Source organism: Aquabacterium sp. A7-Y (genome assembly GCF_026153205.1).
Lineage (GTDB): Bacteria > Pseudomonadota > Gammaproteobacteria > Burkholderiales > Burkholderiaceae_C > Caldimonas.
This window is the reverse complement of sequence record NZ_JAPFBW010000052.1, coordinates 1-18,858: the sequence shown is the minus strand read 5'-3', so window position 1 is coordinate 18,858 and position 18,858 is coordinate 1. Positions and strand designations below refer to the sequence as shown.

The following is an 18,858-nucleotide window of genomic DNA, read 5'->3' as shown; positions in this document are numbered from 1 at the left end:
AAGGAAAGCCGATGCACAGCGAACCGCCCCCCTCCCGCTGAAGGACTGCGTGGCCATCGTCACCGGGGCGAGCCGCGGTGCCGGCCGCGGTATCGCGATTGAACTGGGCGCGGCCGGTGCCACTGTCTATGTCACCGGCCGCAGCACCCGCGCGGAGCCAGCGACCAGCTACGAGGACATCTTGAAGCGCTCGGGCCTGCAGACCCTGCCGGGCACGATCGACGAGACGGCCGAGGAGCTGACCCGCCATGGCGGCCGGGGCATCCCGGTCCGCTGTGACCACACACGTGACGACGAGGTCGCCGCCCTGTTCGCCCGCGTGCAGCGCGAGCAGGGCCGCCTCGACCTGCTCGTCAACAACGCCTGGGGCGGGCACGAGTGTTTCGACGGCGTCTTCGATGCCCCCTTCTGGGAGCACGCGCTGGGGCAGTGGGACGCGATGTTCGATCGCGGCGTCCGCAACCACCTGGTCGCGAGCCGCCATGCCGCGCCGCTGATGGTGCGCCAGGGGCGGGGACTGATCGTGGCCACCACCTTCCGCGACCGGGGTCGCTACCTGCGCGGCAACCTGTTCTACGACCTCGCGAAGGCCGCGATGAACCGCCTGGCCTTCGGCATGGCTGAGGAGCTGAAGCCGCACGGCGTGACCTCGCTGGGGGTCTCGCCGGGCTGGATGCGCACGGAGTTCGTGCTGGCCGGTCACCACACCGACGAGGAGCACTGGCGCGAGCGGCCGGAACTGGCTCGCACCGAATCGCCCCGCTACCTGGGGCGCGCCGTCGCGGCCCTTGCGGCCGACCCCGACGTGCTGCGCAAGACCGGCGCGGTGCATCGGGTCGCGGACCTCGCCCAGGAGTACGGCTTCACGGATGTGGATGGGCGACAGGTGCCGGCCTTCGAGATCTAGCTAGGAGCCGTCAAGCGTTTCTGCCGCGCGCCGCCGTCGCGCGGCCGCCGTGGCGACACCGCCCAGGCCCATCACCAGCAACACCGCCGTCTGCGGCTCGGGCACTTCGGCCACGCCGACCTGCAGATCGATGAAATTCGGCCCGTACTCGGCAGAGAGGGTGTAGCGGCGAAGATCGAGGTTGCTGCCGAGGCCCCCCAGCTGGCCGCTCAGGCCCTGGGCCGAGGTGAGGATGCGGTAGGTGCCCAGCATGGGCGGCCCGCTCCCGAAGTCGGCCCACAGCCGTGTGCTGTACAGGTGCGTCCGGCCCTCGATGATCAGCATGTCAAAGCGGGTCCTGTCCGTGATATCGACATCCAGCACGCCCTCGTTGAAGGAGGCCTCGGCCACCTCAAGGCGGGCGACACCCACTTCGCCATCCCGCCCGGCGCCGAAGCGGCCTCGCTGGAAGTCGAACAAGCTGGCTTCAAGCTCGCCGCCTATCCAGGTCTCGGCGCTGTCGGAAGTCTGCGAGTAAGTGCCGTCGGCCAGTTCGAGGCGGCTCCCGTCTCCCACCTCCAGCGTGCCTGCATTCTCCAGTGCCCGTTCACTTCGTAGCGATGCGCCTTGCAGCAGCCGCAACTCGCCCGTGTTGTGTCTCAGCCGGCCCAAGGCATCGATATCGCTGCCGGACCAGGGGTTGACCAGGCGCGCCTGAGGTCCCTGCAGCAGGATGCTGGCGTGGTTGTCGAGGATGTGCCCGGGCGCGTCGCCTTCCGGGGCGCCGAGTCGCAGCGCCAGCGTGCCGTTGTTCATCACGTAGCGTCCGCCCGTGAGGGCCTGCAGCAGGACTTTCTCGCCGTAGGGGCCTTCATCGAGGCGACTGGACCACTGGGCCAGCGGGCCCTGCACCTCGATACGGCCCTCGACGGCTTCGAGGGTGCCCCGGTTGTCGAGCGCGCCCCGGAAACGCAGCAGGCCCGAGCGCACCGAACGCACCCTGCCCGTGTTGTCGAAACTGCTGTGCACGTGGGTGGCCCCGGGCCGGTTCCGCAAGTAGGTGCCTTGGTTCCGGAAAGCGGTCACGCCGAGCTGCGTGGTGCGAGTGGCGCCGCCGGCCCGGGCCTGGGGCAGAGGGCGTTCCTCGAAGGTCGTGCCGGCGGCCACATCGATCCGACCCCGCCCCACCAGGTCGGCATCGGCCGCCCAGGCCGCCCCGCCGGCGAGGTGAAGATGGCTGCCCAGCTGCTTGTTGTAGACCGGGTTGACGTCGTACCAGTGGTCGCCGGGTGCGTCTCGCATGGTGCCGTGGTGCAGCACGGCCGGTCCCCGGACGAGCACCGGGCCGGCCGTCTCCAGCGCTCCGGCACCCCATTCGAGCTCGGTCAAGGTCAAGCGCCCGTCGGTGCGCAGTGTGCTCTGCGAAGCGTCCACGTACGGTTGGGAGCCGTCGATACGCAGCCGGCCGAGCGTGCGCGGCCGCTCCCCCTGCATGTGCACCACGCTGCCCTTGTCGATCTCCACCCATCCCTGGCCGGTGATGTCCGCGGAGGCCGTGAGGCGATACCTCGCCAGGCCGTAGGGGTCGCCCGAGTTGTCGAAGTGCACGCGCCCCTCGTTGTGGATGGACCCAGTGAAGACGCTTCCGATCTCGGGGCTGTAGTAGATGGGGGAGCCATCGAACCGCAGCAAGCCGCCCGGCGCAACTCGCCAGCGCCCGGAGCTCAGCATGGACGTCTCCTTGTACACCGAGTACACCAGCTCGAAACGGGCATTGCGCCCGATGCTGACGGTGCCGCTTTGCATGATGGTGCCGAAGCGGTCCAGCGCTGCGGAATAGGCCGTTCCCTGCGCCAGGCTCAGGTGGCCCGCGTTGGTCCAGCCCGAGGTGGCGGGCATCCAGCTGTCGATGCCGCCCTCCCGCACCTCGACGTGGCCCCGGTTTCGAAAGCCACTCACCCAATGCTCGGTGGTCCCGCTGCCCGTCTTGAGGTAGCGTCCTTCGACGACCAGCGTCGATCCGATCAGCCGGTGGCCCTTCGGGCCGGACTGGTCGACGAAGCGTCCGCGTTCGCCGATGTTCACGCTCCCGAAATAGCTGGAGATCGAGGGTGCGCCGGGCTCCCAGCGAGTCGCGCCCATCAAGCGCCACTCCGCGGAATCGTCGAATTGAAGGTCGCCTGTGCCAGTGAGCACGGCGGGCCCTTGCACCGTCCATGTCCCCGGTCCCGCCAAGCTGCCTCCGCTCCAGCGCAAGGCCTTCATGACGACCGGGCCGGCCGCCGCCAGGCGGCCGCCTCGCAGGTCGAGACGGCCCAGTTCGGAGGGCCCCGGGCCGAGTCCCAGTTCACCGCCGCTCTGCTGCAAGGCGCCGCTGCCATGGATGGAGCGGGCCAGGAAGCTGCCGGACCGCAGCACCGTGTCGAAGCTGCCCAGCCAGGCCTCGGTGCCGAGGGACGCCGGTGCGCCCGCCGTCCAGTTGCCCGCCAGGTCCCAATAGGGCCGGGCGGCTGCGCCGCGCCACTGGGTGTCGAGGGCGGTGGCACTCGCGGCATGCAGCGCGAGCACGGCGCCCCCACAGGCGCTGATGCCACCGCGAGCCGTCGCGCTGCAGGCGCCGACAAGGCGGACGAAGCCTGAGGTTCTCATGAGCGTCTCCTTGCGTCAGAGGTCGTGCGAGCGCCCGAACAGCGGCTCCCTCCCGCGGGCACCCTGTGCGGATGCCATGCCGAAGAACGATCGGCGTTGACGGCCTTCTTGGCCAGGAAAACTTGCGACGCATGAGCTATATCGAGGAGGCGGCGGCCGAAACCTTGGCCCAGCTGCCGGTCTCGGGCTCCAAGGCTCGCTAAGTCATGGCTGCAGAACGAAGGGGCGCGGGTATTTGAGCGGCGATCGTTGCGAGATGCGCGGCCACGGAGCCCTCCCCGACGAGGCGAAGCACGGGGCACCGGCGAGCCCGCAGCCACGCCTCGTGCTTGGCCAGGCTTCTACCCTCCGGTGGACCTTCGTCGTATTGCCCGGCCCACTCCAGGAACGCCGGGTTGACGCGCCCGAAGCGGGCCAGCTCGCGCTCCCGAAGACGGCGTAGACGCTCGGCTGGCGGGACGTAGAGGAAGATGACGAGGTCAAACGCCTCTTCGACGTCGTTGCCCCAGCCCATCACGGAGCCCGCGACCACGCAGCGGTCGAGTGAACCAAGCTGCTGCAGCAACAGGGAACGCCGCTCGGCGGGCGCCCGCTTGTCGGTGTAAGGCGGATCGGTCGGCATCCAGAAGAAGTCGTCGGCTTCCAGGGCCGGCACGGCCCAGGCAGCCGACAGTGCGCGGGCCAGAGTGGAGGTGCCGGAACCGGCGGCACCGGTGACGAGTACGTGCATGCGCATGTGCGTGCCCAGTCCTTGCTGGCAGGTTGGCGGGGCGCAAGTCTGCCATCCTTCACAAGCAGGGTCTGTCTCGGAAAGCAAAAAGGGCCCTCGCGGGCCCCTCGGCGTGCTCGATGCCGGCCTCTCCAGGTCAGGCCGCCGCCGTCGCCACATCCGCCGGCGTCGCAGCCGCGACACCACCGCAGGCCTGGATCATCAGCGCCGCGTTCAGGAAGGTGCTGTTCGAGGTCTTGACCACCTTGGACCGCGACAGGATCAGCAAGTCCACGATTGCGTCGATCACGCTGACCGCGCTGCGGTTGACGTTGCAGGCATAGACCCGCCCGCTCTGGTCGGCCGTCGCGGTGGTCCATTCGCCGTCCACCAGCTTCTCGACGTGCGCGCGCTTGGCGTGGATCGCGACATTGGGCAGGGCGGCGAAACGCTCTTCCACGCTCTTGTCGTCGGAGCAGACGAAAAAGCGCTTGTCCGGGCACTTGCCGATCAGCTCGAAGAGGTTGTTGTCGTCAGCCCCGCTGGCGCCGAAGTCGGTCTTGCGGATCTGCACGCCAAAAAACTCGCCGCCGGCCTGCTCGCGCACGAAACGCTCGGCACGCTCGACGATCTCCGGCCGGAACCGCAGCGACCGCAGCTGCCGCTGCACCGCCTGGGGGTCCATGCAGGGCGGGATCAGCGCGGTGTAGTAGAAGACGTCCTTGTCGCTCGCCGCCACATAGTCCAGCAACCCGGCGAAGGCGGGGAACAGCACCGGCGACTGGTTGGGCACGCCCATGCCGAGGTGGTCCTCGACCATCAGGTGGTGCTGCCGCTCCTTCTCGGCCACGAAGGTGCTCAGCTCGCGCCGCACCACAGGACGGGGGTCGGCGAACATGTCCTCGAAGGCCGCGCCGCACCAGTTGTTGGTGGGCCAGACGATGAGGGGCTCCAGGCCGGCTGCCTCGGCCAGCACCAGCCCCGAGATCACCGCGTTGTACCGGTTGCCGAAGCCGCCGTCGCAGTAGATGTAGATCGTGCGTGTCACGATGGTCCCCTGGGCCTCAGAACGGGTTCATGCAGATGTCGGGCACCACCGGGCAGTTGGGGCGGTCCAGCGGGCCCGGGATGGGGTCGGACGAGTAGTTGGGGAACTGGTCCAGGTCCTTGCGCAGGTAGCTCAGCTCCAGCACCTTGGGAATCGGCACGCCCTCGACCAGCACCACGCTCTGGTAGTTGTTGGCATGCAGGTGCACCGGCATGTGGTTCAGACCCAGCTTCTCGAAGGTGCGGCGCACGCGGTCGAAAAACACCGGGTCGTTGAGGCGCTCGAAGTCGTGCACCTCGCAGGCGATCACCTCGAAGAAGGCCAGGTGCTCCGGGCGGGCCGTCTCCAGCACCTCGTACTCGCCGCCCTCGATGTCGAACTTCAGCAGCGCGCGCTTGGGGTTCAGCGCCATCAGGCGCGCGAAGATGTCGTCGAAGCTCAGGAACTCGCCCGAGGTCTCGCGGCCCCAGCCCTGCTTGGCGAAGATGAAGTTGGGGTGCTGCTGCGGCGTGCCGTCGACGGTGTGGTCGAACTGCAGGATCTTGGCGCCGCGCTCGGCCAGCGCGTAGTCCAGGCTGACGTCCGGGCCGACGCCGATGGAGACCACCGCGTCGCAGTACAGCACCTGGGCCGGCATCACGTAGCCGCCGTCGTAGGCATTGCCCAGGCGCACCTTGGAGCTGCCTCGCATGGCCCACGGCTTGATCATCTTCACGAGGTCCAGCACATCTTTCTGGCCGGGCTTGTTCGTCACGTTCACGGTTGCTGCTCCAAGGTCGGGGCGGTAAAGAGAAAGGGGTGTTCAGGCGATCAGCGCGCGCAGGTCTTCGGCCGCGCGGCGCCAGGTCATGGCCTGCATCAGCGCGACGCGGGCGCTCTCGAAGGTGCCGTGCCCGATGGCGCTTCCTTGCACGAAGCGGTCCATGCACTCGATCAGGTGGTCCAGCCGCGGTTCGCGATAGCGCGCCACCATGCCGGCGGCGCGGTCCTCGCGGCTGCCTGCATCGCTGGCCACGCGCAGCGCGACGCCGGGCCCGCAGAAGTCGTCGGTGGCGCCGCCGTCGGTCACTACCACCGGGGTGCCGCAGGCGATCGCCTCCAGCACCGGCAGGTTGAAACCCTCGGCGCGGTAGGCCGACACATAGCAGTCGGCGATGCCGTAGAGCAGGCGCAGCTCGGCCTGGCTCAGGTTGACGCTGACCACCTGGATGGCGCCCAGCGTGTCCGCGGTGAACAGCTCGGGATGGCGGGTGCAGACGTCCTTGAGCACCTGCTCGACCGAGATGCCGTAGAGGCCGCGCTGGTCCTTCAGGATCAGTCGCACCCGGCGCCCGGCCCGGCGCAGCCGCGCGAAGGCCATCAGCACCAGGTCCAGGCCCTTGTTCCAGGTCGCGACGCCCAGGTTCAGGAACACCGTCTCGTCCTCGGCCAGGCCGAGGTTGGCGCGGTTGCCGGCCCGTTCGGCGACGCTGAGCGGATGGAAGGTGTCGGTGTTGACGCCGTGCGTCACGATGCGGATGCGCCCGGCCTCGAAGCCGTAGTCCACCAGCCGGTCGCGCGACCAGGCGGTGGGGGTGACGATCAGGTTGGCGTCGCGCGTGAAGGCCGCGGAGTGGGCACTGCCGGGCTCGAAGCTTTTGTCCGACAAGCCCAGCTCGGTGACCATGAAGGTCAGCGTCTGCACCGGGCTGGTGGGCTCGGCGCGGAAGGGCGAGCTGATACGCAGCACGCAGTCCACCCGTTCCCCGGGCGCCGGCTCGCGCAGGCCGTCGATCACCGCGCTGTCGGCCGCCGAGAAGCCGGCGCCGTGCGACTTGGCATTCCAGTGCGCCATGGCAAACGGCAGGTCGCGGTGGAACAGCCGCAGGCCGGACAGCCGGTGCAGCTCCAGGATCTGGCACTGGTTGACCAGCGCGAACGAGTGGTTCACGCCGCGCCATCCCTCGATCAACAGGTGCTTGGAGTCCATGCGGTCGGGCTTCAGAACGCGTTCAGGACGAGGTCGATGCGGCCGGGGATGTTGGGCCGGTCGAAGGGGCCGGGGATGGGGTCGGTCGACAGGCCCGGGAACTGGTCCAGGTCCTTGCGCAGCCAGGCCACCTCCAGCAGCAGCGGGATGGGCACGCCCTGCACCAGCACCACGCCGAGCGCGTTGTTGGCGTGCAGGTGCACCGGCACATGGGCCGCGTTGAGCTTTTCGAAGGCGCGCAGCGCGCCGTTGTAGAAGCCGCGGTCGTGCAGCTTCTCGAAACCGTGGAACTCGCAGGCCACCACGTCGAAGAAGGCCAGGTGCTCGGGCCGGATCGCCTCCAGCACCTCGTACTCACCGCCCTCGATGTCGAACTTCAGCATCGCGCGCTTGGGGCTCAGCGCCTGCAGGTGCGCGAACATGTCGTCGAAGCCGAGGAAGTCGCCCTCGGTGCGCGCGCCCCAGCCCTTCTTGTGGAAGATGAAATTGGGGTGGTCCTTGGGCAGGCCGGGCACCGTGTGGTCGTACTGCAGCACCTTGGCGCCGCGCTCGGCCAGCACCAGGTCGAAACTCACGTCGGGGCCCACGCCCACCGAGACCACCGCGTCGCAGTTCAGCACCTGGGCCGGCAGCACGTAGCCGCCGTCGTAGTCATTGCCGATGCGGACTTTGGACGAGCCCCTCATGCTCCAGGGGCGGATCAGCTTGAGGAGGTTCAGGACCTCGTTCTGGCTCGGCGCAGCTGCCATGTCCATGCGGTGTGCTCTTTCTCTCGGGAGGAAGGGGTGGCGGGGCGCGCGGCAGGCCGCGGCCGGATTGCTGAGCAGTGTGGCCTGCCGGGAGGGGAAGCAGTCGAAGGAAAAGGCGCGCCCAAGGACGGCATATTCCTGCTTGGCCGTCCAGAGCCCGAGGCCAGGCGGGCGCCCCGGCTCAGCGCCCCGGCTGCAGCCAGTCGTCCAGCCCCTGCGACGCGGAGCGCAGCTGCAGCCCCGCCGAGAAGGCGTCGTGCAGCGCGTTGACGTAGGCGACCCGCACGCCGTAGTAGTCGCTTTCGGCAGACATCACATCGAACAGCGAGCGGCGTCCCAGCTGCGACCACTGCTCCAGCGTGAACTGCCTCACACGGTCGCTGTCCTGCAGCACGGCGGCATAACGCCGGGCCCGCTCGAAGGCCGCGCCGGCCGCCTCGTGCAGCTCGCGCACGCGGGCCTGCCGCCGGGCCAGCGCCTCGGCCTGCTGCAGGCGCACCGCCTCGGCGCGCTTGAGCGCCGCGGTCTCGGCGGCGCTGGCCGCGCCGCCGTTGTAGACACCGTAGTTCATCGAGACGCCGGCGAGCCAGGAGGCGCTGCCGTGTTCGCCGCCGGCCGTGGCGCTGCGGCTCAGCACCCAGTTCAGCTGCGGCTTGCGTGCCGCCGAGGCGGCCTTGGCGTAGTCGCTCGCGGCCGCGGCCTGCAGGCCCAGCTGGCGCACTTCGACGGCCGCCTCGGCCTGTCGCAGCGCCTCGTCCAGCGCGGGCAGGCGGTAGAAGGCCGGGGCGATCTCGCCGTCGGTGGCGGACAGGTCGCCGAGCAGCTTGCGCAAGCGTTCGTCGGTCTGGCGCATCTGGGTCGTCACGGCGTCCACCGAGATCTGCGCCTGCACCTCGTTCTTGCGCGCCTGCACCAGCTCGCTGGCGCGGCCGCGGTCGATCGCGACGATGTCCTGCAGCGCGCCGACCAGGCAGCCCATCTTGCCGACGTACTGCGTGTAGATCTCGGCCTGCAGCTCCAGGCGCCGGCGCTCCAGCGCCGTGCCGACGGTCTCCAGCACGATCTGTTCGCGCACCGCGTCGGCCCCGAGCTTGGCCGCGTCCGCCAGCCGGCTGCGCCAGGACGCCAGGTGCTGCTGTCGCCCGCCGTCGTAGAGCGGGGCGCTCAGGTTGAGCGAGAGGCCGGCCTGCGGCTGCCCCTGCGAGGGCAGGCCGCTGCTGCGCGAGCGTGCATAGGCGGTGCTGCCGCTCAGGTTGAGCTGCGGACCGCCGGCGGCGCGGGTTTCGTCGAGGTCGGCGAGCGCGGCCTCGGCCGACAGGCCGGCGGCCTGCAGCTCGGCGCTGCGCTGGCGGGCCTGCGCGGCGAGGGTCTGGAGCCGCGCCAGGGCGGCGGCAGCGTCGCCCTCGGCCGACAGCGCCGGCAGCGACGCTTCGCGCGTGTCGCCGCAAGGCGCCGCGGCGGCAGCCAGCGGCAGGACCGGACAGAAGGCGGCCAGCGCGAGGCGCAGCAGGCCGGGCCGGCGCCGGACCAGGCCGCGCGCCGGGGAGGACGGCAACACCACCTTCATCGCTCCCGGAAAGCTTCCTGCGACTTCATCACCGGCAGCAGCAGGAAGTCCAGCACGCTGCGTTCGCCGGTGCGGATCTCCACGGTGGCCGTCATGCCGGGCAAGACCGGCAGCGCCTGGCCGTGGGCCTTCAGGCTGCCGACGTCGGCGCGCACCACCGCGCGGTAGTAGCTGGCGTCGGACGAGCCGTCGCGGTTGTCCTGGCCCAGCACGTCGGGGCTGAGCTGCTCGATGCGGCCCTTCAGGCCGCCGTAGGTGTAGTAGTCGTAGGCGCTGAGCTTGACCTCGGCCGGCAGGCCGACGTGCACGAAACCGATGTCGGCCGGCTTGATGCGCGCCTCGACCAGCACGCCGCGCTCGATCGGCACGATCTCCATGATGGTCGCGCCGGCCGGCACCACGCCTCCCACGGTGCCGAGCTTGATGTGCTTCACCAGCCCGCGCACCGGCGAGGTCAGGGTGGTGCGTCGCAGCACGTCCTGCTTGACCACCATCTGCTCGTCCAGCTGGGCCAGCTCGGTCTGGGCGCGCAGCAGCTCGCCGCTGGCGTCCTGGCGGAAGCGGTTGATGCGCTCCTGGATCTGCAGCTGCAGGTCGTTGGTCTGGCGCCGCTGGCGCAGGATCTCGACCTCCGAGAGCAGCCCCTTGGCCGCCAGCCGCTCGCTCATCTGCAGCTCGTGCTGGGCGAGCTCCAGGCTGCGCCGGCTCACGCCGACCGCTTCGTCGAGCGACTTGCGGCGCGCCGCGAAGCTGGCCATCTCGTTCTTGACGAGGCCGGGCACGGCCTGCACCTCGGGCGGGAACACCGGGCTGCGGCCGCTGGCCTCGGCGCTCAGCCGTGCCACCGTCGCCTTGACCGCGAGCAGCTTGGCACGGCCTTCGTTCTGCTGCGCCTCGACGCGCGTCGGGTCGAGCCGCAGCAGCTCCTGGCCCGGTTCGACCAGCGCGCCTTCGCGCACCAGCATCTCGCCGAGGATGCCGCCCTCCAGGCTGGCGATGACCTGCTCGCGGCCCACCGGCACCACGCGGCCCTCGGCCTTAATGATGCGGTCGACCTTGGCGACGGCGGCCCAGCCGAAGGCGGTCGCCACCGCCAGCAGCATCAGCAGCAGCGCCCAGGAGGCGCGCGGTGTCGATTCGGTCAGCTCGGACTGCCTCAGCCCGCTGAGGAAAGTTTCGTCGCCGGGGTGGAAACGGCCGGTCGGTACGGTGCGGCTGTTCATGCGGCCACCTTGTCCAAGGGGGGAGGCGCGGTTTCGGACGATTCCGGCGCCGCCGGGCGGGCCGGCGCCGCAGCGGCCGCCGGCTGACCGGAGAGCATCGCCAGCACCTGCGCCTTCGGCCCGTCCGCAAGGATGCGCCCGTTGTCGACCACGACCACCCGGTCCACCAGGCTCAGCAGCGCCGGGCGGTGGGTCACGACCACCAGGGTGCGGTCGTCCAGCGCCGTGCGCAGGTGGTGGATGAAGCCGGCCTCGGCCTGCGCATCCATCGAGCTGGTCGGCTCGTCGAGCAGCAGCACCTGCGGCCGTGTCACCAGGCAGCGCGCCAGCGCCACCAGCTGGCGCTGGCCGCCCGAGAGCAGCCCGCCCATCTCGCCCACCGGCAGGTCGAAGCCCATCGGGTGGGCCGCGGCGATGCGGTCCAGCCCGGTCAGACGGGTCACCGCGATGAAACGTTCGGCGTCGGCATGCGGCCGGCCCATCAGGATGTTGTCTTTCAGCGAGCCCTGGAACAACCGCGGCTCCTGCGACACGAAACCGACCTGGGCGCGGAAGTCGGCCGGGTCGATCTGGCGCAGGTCCAGGCCGTCGGCCTCCGCGAGGCCCTCGGTGGGCTGGTAGAGGCCGGCGAGCAGCCGCAGGATGGTGGACTTGCCGCTGCCGATCTTGCCGAGGATGGCGACGCGCTCGCCCGGCTGGATCACCAGGCTCACGCCCTTGAGCACCAGCGGCGCATGCGCCCGCGTGCCCTTGGGATAGGCGAACTGCACGCCGTGCAGGCCGAGGCGGCCTTCCAGCGCCGGGCGCGGCAGGTAGCGTTTGCCGGGCTCGCGCTCGGTGGGCCAGGCCATCAGCTCGTTGAGCGAGCGCAGCGCGGCGCGCGCGCCCTGGTAGCGCGAGGCCAGGCTCACCACACTGCCGAGCGGGGCGATGGCACGGGTGCCGAACATCACGGCGGCGATCAGCGCGCCGCCGGTGAGCTGCTGGTCGGCGATCAGGTGCACGCCCCAGACCAGCATCGCGACGGTCACCAGCTGCTGCGAGACCATCGCGACATTGTTGACCCAGCTGGACAGCGCGCGCGCCTGCAGCGCGGTGTGCGCGGCGGCGGCGTTGGCCTGTTCGTGGCGCTGCAGGAAATGGCCCTGGGCACCGGCGGCGCGCAGGTCTTCCAGGCCTTCGACGGCTTCGATCAGCACGCCGTGCAGGTCGGCATGCTGCTTCAGGTTGGCACTGACATACCGGCGCAGCAGGCTCTGCACGCCCCAGGACAGGCAGAGCACCAGTGGGATCGCGAGCACCAGCACCAGCACCAGCGGGCCGGCGACGAACCAGGTCATCGCGACGAACAGCCCGATGAAGGGCAGGTCGGTCAGGGCCGAGACGGTGGCCGAGGCCGAGAAGTCGCGCACCACCTCGATCTGCGTGACGTGGTGGGCGAAGGCGCCCGCCGACTCGGGCCGGTGCTCCAGCCGCAGGCCCAGGGTCTGGCGGAACAGTGCCGCGCCGAGCGCCAGGTCGGCCTTCTTGCCGGCCAGGTCGATCAGATAGCTGCGCAGCTGCCGGGCGGCCAGGTCGAAGACGACCGCCAGCAGCGCGCCGCCCGCCAGCGCCCACAGGGTCACGAAGGCCTGGTGCGGGATCACGCGGTCGTAGACCACCGAGGTGAACAGCCCGGTCGCGAGCATCAGCACATTGCTGAGCAGCGCGGCCAGCATGGCCGAGCGGTAGTAGGGCGCGAAACGCCTCAGCGTGCCCCACAGCCAGTGGCCCGCGGCGCCGGTGGTCTCATGGGCGCTGTGCACGCCGCCGGCGGGCAGGCTCGCGACCAGCACGTGGCCCGAGTACTCGGACAGCAGTTCCGCTTCGGCCACTTCGCGGGTGGCCTCGTTCTCGCCGGGCAGGAGGACCTCGTAGCGGGTCTCGTCGCCTCGGCGCTCGGGTGCCAGGCGACGGGTGACGACGAGGGCCTCGCCGTTGTTCATCAGCAGGACCGCCGGCATCAGCAGCGACAGCAGCTGCGGCAGCGGGCGCTCCAGCACCGTGGCGTTGAAACCGGCGTCGCGCAGCACCTGCACCGCCTGCTCCGGGCGCAGGCGGCCGTCGGCCGGCACGCTGTGCAGCAGCGACTGCGGCGTGCGCTCCTGGCCGTGCCGGCGGCACAGCCAGACCAGGGCCTGCAGCAGCGGATCGGTGGAGCCGGAGGCGGGAGCTAAAGACAAGGCGAGGGTCCTGCTAGGGGAAGCGAAGGTGAGCGAACTAGCCGACCACCACGGAGGCCAGCGTGTCTTCCAAGTCTTTCACGAGGCCGGGAATGTCGAACAGCGGAGAAGACGCGGAATGCTCGGCCAGATATCGCTTGTAGGAGGCGATGCGCTGCGGCTGGCGGCCCAGCTCGACGGCGCGCCGCTCGTACTCTTGGAGGCTGGTCGTCACCAGATCCGGCAGGCCGGCGTTGCTGAGCAGGCTGCCGGCCATGCGCGAGATGAAGGTGCGGCCCGACAGGGTCAGCAGCGGGGTGCCCATCCACAGCACATCGCTGGCGGTGGTGCCGGCGTTGTAGGGGAAGGTGTCGAGGAAGAGGTCGGCGAGCTTGAAGCGCGCCAGGTACTCGGCCGGCGAGACACGCGGCGCGAAGATCAGGCGCTCGCGTTCGATGCCGCAGGCCTCGGCCTTGCGCAGCATGTTCTCCTTGGCCCAGGGGTTGTCGGCCAGCAGCCACAGCACGCTGCCCGGCACCTGCGCCAGCACCCGCATCCAGAGCGAGAACAGCTCCTCGGTGAACTTGAAGTTGTTGTTGAAGGAGCAGTAGACAAAACGGTCCTCGGGCAGGCCGTAGTCGGCCCGTTTCGGCGTCGGCGCCACCTCGCGCTTGCGGTCGCTGACCTGGTAGCAGCGCGGCAGGTAGAGCGGCTTCTCGGTCATGAAGGGCGTCAGCGGCTCGGGTACCACATAGCGGTCGCACAGCACCCAGTCCACCCCCGGCACCGCCGAGGTGCCCGGGAAACCGAGGTAGGACACCTGCAGCGGCGCCGGACGCAGCTGCAGGATGCCGGGCCGGGCGCCCGAGGTCAGGCCGTGCAGGTCGACCAGGATGTCGATGTCGTGCAGGCGGATCAGCTCGGCCGCGGCGCGGTCGTCGAGCCGATCGATCCGGATGTGGTGGTCCATCGCGGCGATCAGGCGCCGGCGTAGCGCCGAGCCGTCCTCGCGGGTCCAGCAGAAGCCGTAGACCTCGAAGCGGCTGCGGTCGTGCAGCTCGAACAGCTCGGCGGTCAGCAGGCCCACCGCGTGCAGGCACAGGTCGGAGGAGAGGTAGCCGATGCGGATGCGCCCCGGGCGGCGCTGGGTCCGCGCGGGCAGGGCGGGACCGGCGGGCGGCACGCGTTCGTGGATGAACTGCTTGGCGGCCAGCAGCTGCAGCGCCGGGTCGTCGGAGGCGCTCAGCATCGCCAGCGGCGAGGTCGCCATCAGCAGCTGGTGGCGGCTCACGCCCGGGGGGGGGAGGTCGGCCGGCCAGGCGCACTGTTTCTGGCGGATGTGCACGTAGTGCTGCAGCACCTTGGGCTGGTCGCTGCGCACCGCGAGGCTGCGCTCCATGTAGGCCTGTGCCTCGTCGTAGCGCTTGTGCTGCTCCAGGGTGCGCGCGAGGTTGTTGAGTGCGTGCAGTTGCAGCTCGGGATCGGACTGGGGCGCCGCCTCGAACAGCTTCAGCACGGTGCGCCAGCACGCCAGCGCCTCTTCGATCCGACCCTGGTGTTCGAGCTGGTGGCCCAGGTTGAGGTGGGCCTGCATGAAGTCGGGCTTGGCCTCCAGGGCCTGGCGGTAGGCCTGCTCGGCCTCGGCATGTCGGTTCAGCGTGCCCAGCACGGTGCCGAGGTTGAAGCAGACCACAAAGCGGTGCGGCGAATCGGTGTGGTGCAGCCAGGTTTCGTAGAGCTGCAGCACGGCGTCGGTGCGGCCCTGCTGGCCGAGCGACGTCGCCTGGTCCAGCAGCTCGGTGAGCACGAGCCGGCCCTGAGCGGCCTGCGCGAGCAGGCGCTGCAGTGCGGCATCGGCGCTGGCCGGGGGCGGCTGGAGAGCGGAATCGGTCACGGTCATCGAAAGGTCCTCGGGCTCGATCGGGCCACCTGGCGGAGGCGGGGGCGGCAAGGCGGGCGCGGCTGCGCGCACATGCCCTGGGTCCACCTGCATGCTAGAGGCCCGCGTCGCGCCGGGAGCATCGAATAGCGGCGGCTTTCCGGCGCATTTCTGCACCGCGGAGGCGACCGCTCGCCGGGGAGGGCCGGGGGCGGCACGGGGTGTGCTTGATCTCAGGACTCCACGCAGGTCCGTGCCCCGGGTGCCGGGGCCGGCCGGGACTCGACCCACGATGAAAGGCAGGACAATGAGCAGTTTGTTCGACAGGCTGGGAGGCGCGGCGGCGGTCGATGCCGCGGTCGACCGTTTTTACGACCGGGTGCTGGCCGACGACCGCATCCGCCATTTTTTCGATGGCGTCGACATGCCGCGCCAGCGGCAGCACCAGAAAGCCTTTTTGACCTACGCCTTCGGAGGCGCCGGGCAGTACGGCGGCGGGGCGCTGCGCGAATCGCACGCGCCGCTGGTGGCGCGCGGGCTCAACGACGAGCACTTCGATGCGGTGGTGGAGGACCTCGGCCTCACGCTGAAGGAGCTGGGCGTGCCCGATGACCTGATCGGCGAGGTGACGTTGGTCACCGAGACGGTGAGGGAGGACCTGCTGGGGCGCTGAGGCGGAGGGCGCGGCGCGTCACGGCCTGGTTGAAATCACTTGGCTCTCAGGACGATGGGGGGTGGAGCGGCGCGAGGGAGCGGCCCGCTCTGGGACTTTGCGGTGAACCGTGGCGGATTCAGGACGCTCCGGGGATCTCGTACACCTGTGCAATGACCGTCCCGTCTTCGTACTCGAAGATTTCGAGCGCCTGGTTGGTGAGGTCGCTCATGCTGCCGAGTTCGGAGAGTGCGAGTTCAAAAAGCCGGTGTTGGCGCTCCAGGTCCATGGGAAAGTACGAGTTCAGGCAGATGAGCCCGGCATGGATGTCCTGCCTGGCGTGCAAACCGCCAGGGGCACTTGCGCCAGCACCGCGAAAGTCGCGTGAGTTGTGGGTGACGAAGGTGTAGTCGCCGGAGACAACGACCGTCATCAGGCGCCAGTCCTTGAAGCCCTGCAGGCCGCGATTGCGGGAGCAGGTCGATTCCGGATAGCCCGCAGCAATGGCCACCTCGACGAGTTCCGGTGACAGGCACTCGTCGATGAACAGGCGCATCGTCATGAGCGAGGCGGCCGTACTACTTTCGAACTCTTGACCGTCCAATCAGGGTGAGCCTCCGAAAGTCGACGTGGTCGACCTCGGCGCGGTCGCACCTGGGCGTACACGCGCGCTGCGTTCACGAGTTCCGGGGTGAGGAAGGAGTAGGACTTCTGCAGGCGTGCAAGCTCGACGCCGCTGTCCAGTGATGCCAGGACGGTTTCAATCTCCAGCCGGGTGCCCTTGAACACCGGTGCGCCGCTCATCGTCTCCGGGTCGACGTTGACGTGTTCGAGTGCCTGGTCGACCTCCCTGGCTCGTGCCGTGGCGCCCAGGACGAACGGGGAGAGATCCACCAGCAAATAAGGCGTTTCGTCCGGCTGCACTGTCAACAAGCGCTTCCGTGCGCCTTCGTCGAACGCATCCTCGTTCAAGGGCAGCGCCTGGCTCCACCGTTCGGACGCGCGAACACGCGCGGTAACGACGGCCAGCGTCTGGCGCCGCAACTGGGCCGTGAAGAGCGGCTCTGTTTCGAAGTAGAAGGAGATGAGCGCTGCGCCAAGCCGCGCCACGCGGCGCCCGTTGTTCCGCTCCAGCAAGGGGGCCGGGACGATGTGCTCGTCGATGACGCGGTTGACTTCGCGATCGGTCACGCCGGCAATGAAGGCGGCTTCAGCGCTCGTGACGAAGGCAGGGTGGGCAGTCATCATATTGATTCCGACGTTTCGGAAAGTATATGTGGTCTTGTTTCGGCGTCAAGCAGGCAGCGGTGAGGTGCGCAACCCGGCATGCGCGGACTCCGCGTCGGAACCGGGGCGGTGATCTCTCTTCGCTGCGCCCCGCGCTCCAGAAACAAAGGCCGCACGGCAGTCAAGCGGTCGGCCTTCGGCGCCCGGTCCAACACTTCAACGCGGCTTCACGTCACCGATCAGCTCCCCGGGTCACGAGCATAGAACGGAACAACGACATCATCGCGTGGTGTGGCGATGGAGCGGTCACGTCATTCCTCGCAGGAGGTTTTCGCGTTTATTCCTTTGGGGCGTAAATTGCGAATATTCTTCCGAGGAATAGATGGTCATGAAACATGTGTTGTTGACGCCTATCCAAATCGGTCACCTGCTGCAGTCGGCGCGCAAAGCGGCCGGACTGTCGCAAACGGAACTGGGGTACCGCGTTGGCCTGAGCCAGTCCCGGCTTTCCAAGTTGGAATTGAACCCCGGTTCCGTGACAGTTGACCAGCTGCTCGCGCTATGCGGCAGCTTGGGACTGGAGCTCACGCTCCAAAAGCGCAGCCCGCCCGCTCCCGCATCGGAGTGGTAAGACAGCGGCTGCAGATGGGGTACGACCAGGCTGCGCTCCATGCCCGCTGCGTCACTGCCCACTTCGAGACCCTGCCGCCGGCCCCTCAGAAAGTCTTCGACACCATCACCCAGGGCCTGAAGGCGTCTGCCGAGAAGCTGCAGCAGATGCCGGCTGCCTGAACGCTCCGCAAAGGCCGCGGCCCGCTCGGCGCGAAGTGCCTCGCTTCGTCGCCCGCAGCCTCCCAAAAACAAAGGCCGCCCCACCGTGAAGCGGGGCGGCCTTCGGGCCGCCGGCCGGGGCCTCTCGTCGAGAGGCCCACGGGCGGGGAGCGGCTGTCTTAGATCAGCAGGTCGTTCTGCTTCTCGTCCAGCAGCTGCTGGGTGCGGTCCAGCAGGGCCATGTGGTGCTCCAGGGCGCTGCTGTCGGCGGCCGTCGGGCTGGCGCTGTCGGAGGCCCCACCGAGCACGTCGCTGCCGCGTTCGGCCAGCAGGTCCTGGGTGCCCACCGTCAGGCTGGTGCCGCTCGGCTGGCTGGCCTCGGGCTGCGCCGCGGCTGCCTGGGCGGCCGTGTCGCTGCTCGTTGCCTCGCCGGCCGCCACCTGCGTGGCCGTCGAGCCCAGTGCGCCGGTGTTGTCGCGCTGGAACCAGACGTCGGCCATCTGGTGCTGGCTGCCGTCGGCCGTGGTGTAGCTCGACACCAGGGCCAGCAGGTTGCCGTTGTCGACCTCGCTGCCGCCGGCGGCGTTGAGGTCGAGCTCGACGATGCCCAGCTCCTGCAGCGACTTCAGCTCGCCGGCGTCGGTCTTGCCGTCGCTGTCGGCGTCGACCCACACCTGCAGCTTGCTGAAGTTGGCGTCCGCGGACGTCAGCTTGCCGTCGCCGTTGCTGTCCTCGGCGCGCATCGCCGAGTAGCCGTCGCCTGCACGCTGGCCGGAGGCCGTCTGCGTGACGGAGCCGAACAGCTCGCGACCGTCGTTGATGGTGCCGTCGCCGTTGCGGTCCATCACCAGCAGGCCGTCGCTGGCCGAGGCCCAGCCCACCGAGGTGACGTTGCCGGTCGCGTTCAGGTCGAACATCACACCGTTGCCGACCGCCACCGTCTTCACGCCGTCACCGTCGAGGTCCAGCACGATGGGCGAGGTCGCGATCAGCGCATCGAGCTGGCTGCCCGACATCACGGAGACCTGCGTTGTCGTGAAGGCATGGGCCTGGTCCATCGTCAGGGCCGCCAGGTCCGCGGTCTCGAAGGCCACGATCTGGGCCGTCGTGAAGGCCTGGAGGTCTTGCGTCTGCAGACCTGCCATCTGCTCGGTCGTGAAGGCCACCACATCCGCCGTGTTCAGGGCCGCGATGTGGGCCGTGGTCAGGGCCGCGATCTGGCCGTTTGTCAGCGACGCGACGTGGGCCGTCGTCAGCGCGTCGATCGAGGCAGTCGACAGGGCCGCGATGTTGGCCGTGCTCAGGGCTTCCACGATCCGCCGTGCCGA

16 protein-coding genes and 1 pseudogene are annotated in these 18,858 nt (G+C 69.5%); 4 read left to right on the top strand and 13 right to left on the bottom strand.

Annotated features, from left to right (window positions below):
* The first annotated feature begins 49 nt into the window (after nt 1-49).
* Nucleotides 50-907 carry an SDR family NAD(P)-dependent oxidoreductase gene (locus OOT46_RS29105; protein WP_265407126.1) on the top strand — a complete coding sequence of 286 codons (858 nt, stop codon included), beginning with the start codon at nt 50-52 and terminating at the stop codon, nt 905-907.
* On the opposite strand, the gene OOT46_RS29100 is transcribed toward OOT46_RS29105, so the two are convergent.
* The 10 genes from OOT46_RS29100 to OOT46_RS29055 form a co-directional block, all read right to left on the bottom strand.
* On the bottom strand, nt 908-3,535 hold the full coding sequence (locus tag OOT46_RS29100; RefSeq protein WP_265407125.1) for a PEP-CTERM sorting domain-containing protein: 2,628 nt from the start codon (nt 3,533-3,535) through the stop codon (nt 908-910).
* A 199-nt stretch (nt 3,536-3,734) separates the two neighbouring features.
* Nucleotides 3,735-4,271, bottom strand: a complete 537-nt coding sequence (locus OOT46_RS29095) for an AAA family ATPase (RefSeq protein WP_265407124.1) — start codon at nt 4,269-4,271, stop codon at nt 3,735-3,737.
* A gap of 130 nt (nt 4,272-4,401) precedes the next feature.
* On the bottom strand, nt 4,402-5,292 hold the full coding sequence (locus tag OOT46_RS29090; RefSeq protein WP_265407123.1) for a hypothetical protein: 891 nt from the start codon (nt 5,290-5,292) through the stop codon (nt 4,402-4,404).
* Nucleotides 5,293-5,308: 16 nt separating this feature from the next.
* Nucleotides 5,309-6,052 carry an FkbM family methyltransferase gene (locus OOT46_RS29085; protein WP_265407122.1) on the bottom strand — a complete coding sequence of 248 codons (744 nt, stop codon included), beginning with the start codon at nt 6,050-6,052 and terminating at the stop codon, nt 5,309-5,311.
* Nucleotides 6,053-6,094: 42 nt separating this feature from the next.
* Complete coding sequence (locus OOT46_RS29080) at nt 6,095-7,261, bottom strand: glycosyltransferase (protein ID WP_265407121.1); 1,167 nt, start codon at nt 7,259-7,261, stop codon at nt 6,095-6,097.
* 11 nt (nt 7,262-7,272) lie between these two features.
* Nucleotides 7,273-8,016, bottom strand: coding sequence for a hypothetical protein (locus OOT46_RS29075; RefSeq protein ID WP_265407120.1), 744 nt, complete (start codon nt 8,014-8,016; stop codon nt 7,273-7,275).
* A 175-nt stretch (nt 8,017-8,191) separates the two neighbouring features.
* Entirely contained in the window at nt 8,192-9,577 is a 1,386-nt protein-coding gene (locus tag OOT46_RS29070) for a TolC family protein (RefSeq protein ID WP_265407119.1), read from the bottom strand.
* On the bottom strand, nt 9,574-10,800 hold the full coding sequence (locus OOT46_RS29065) for an HlyD family type I secretion periplasmic adaptor subunit (protein WP_265407118.1): 1,227 nt from the start codon (nt 10,798-10,800) through the stop codon (nt 9,574-9,576). The genes OOT46_RS29070 and OOT46_RS29065 overlap by 4 nt, the downstream gene beginning before the upstream one ends.
* Entirely contained in the window at nt 10,797-13,022 is a 2,226-nt protein-coding gene (locus tag OOT46_RS29060; protein WP_265407117.1) for a type I secretion system permease/ATPase, read from the bottom strand. The genes OOT46_RS29065 and OOT46_RS29060 overlap by 4 nt, the downstream gene beginning before the upstream one ends.
* 37 nt (nt 13,023-13,059) lie before the next feature.
* Nucleotides 13,060-14,901, bottom strand: a complete 1,842-nt coding sequence (locus OOT46_RS29055) for a tetratricopeptide repeat protein (RefSeq protein WP_265407116.1) — start codon at nt 14,899-14,901, stop codon at nt 13,060-13,062.
* Nucleotides 14,902-15,187: 286 nt separating this feature from the next.
* Here OOT46_RS29055 and OOT46_RS29050 point away from each other — a divergent pair, with 286 nt between their 5' ends.
* Complete coding sequence (locus OOT46_RS29050) at nt 15,188-15,553, top strand: group I truncated hemoglobin (RefSeq protein ID WP_265407115.1); 366 nt, start codon at nt 15,188-15,190, stop codon at nt 15,551-15,553.
* Nucleotides 15,554-15,671: 118 nt separating this feature from the next.
* Here OOT46_RS29050 and OOT46_RS29045 read toward each other — a convergent pair whose 3' ends face one another.
* Together OOT46_RS29045 and OOT46_RS29040 are read right to left on the bottom strand one after the other, a co-directional pair.
* The gene (locus tag OOT46_RS29045; RefSeq protein ID WP_265407114.1) at nt 15,672-16,094 is read right to left on the bottom strand and encodes a DUF5615 family PIN-like protein; all 423 of its coding nucleotides are present in this window, start codon (nt 16,092-16,094) and stop codon (nt 15,672-15,674) included.
* Nucleotides 16,091-16,777: a DUF433 domain-containing protein gene (locus OOT46_RS29040; protein ID WP_265407112.1), complete on the bottom strand. Its 687-nt coding sequence runs from the start codon at nt 16,775-16,777 to the stop codon at nt 16,091-16,093. The genes OOT46_RS29045 and OOT46_RS29040 overlap by 4 nt, the downstream gene beginning before the upstream one ends.
* A 370-nt stretch (nt 16,778-17,147) precedes the next feature.
* On the opposite strand from OOT46_RS29040, the gene OOT46_RS29035 reads away from it, so the two are divergent.
* Nucleotides 17,148-17,390 carry a helix-turn-helix domain-containing protein gene (locus OOT46_RS29035; protein WP_265407111.1) on the top strand — a complete coding sequence of 81 codons (243 nt, stop codon included), beginning with the start codon at nt 17,148-17,150 and terminating at the stop codon, nt 17,388-17,390.
* Nucleotides 17,391-17,404: 14 nt separating this feature from the next.
* The gene (locus tag OOT46_RS29030) at nt 17,405-17,551 is read left to right on the top strand and encodes a hypothetical protein (protein ID WP_265407110.1); all 147 of its coding nucleotides are present in this window, start codon (nt 17,405-17,407) and stop codon (nt 17,549-17,551) included.
* A gap of 158 nt (nt 17,552-17,709) precedes the next feature.
* Here the strand turns inward: OOT46_RS29030 and OOT46_RS29025 are convergent.
* Nucleotides 17,710-18,858 (bottom strand): annotated as a pseudogene (locus tag OOT46_RS29025) (hypothetical protein); the annotation flags it as partial.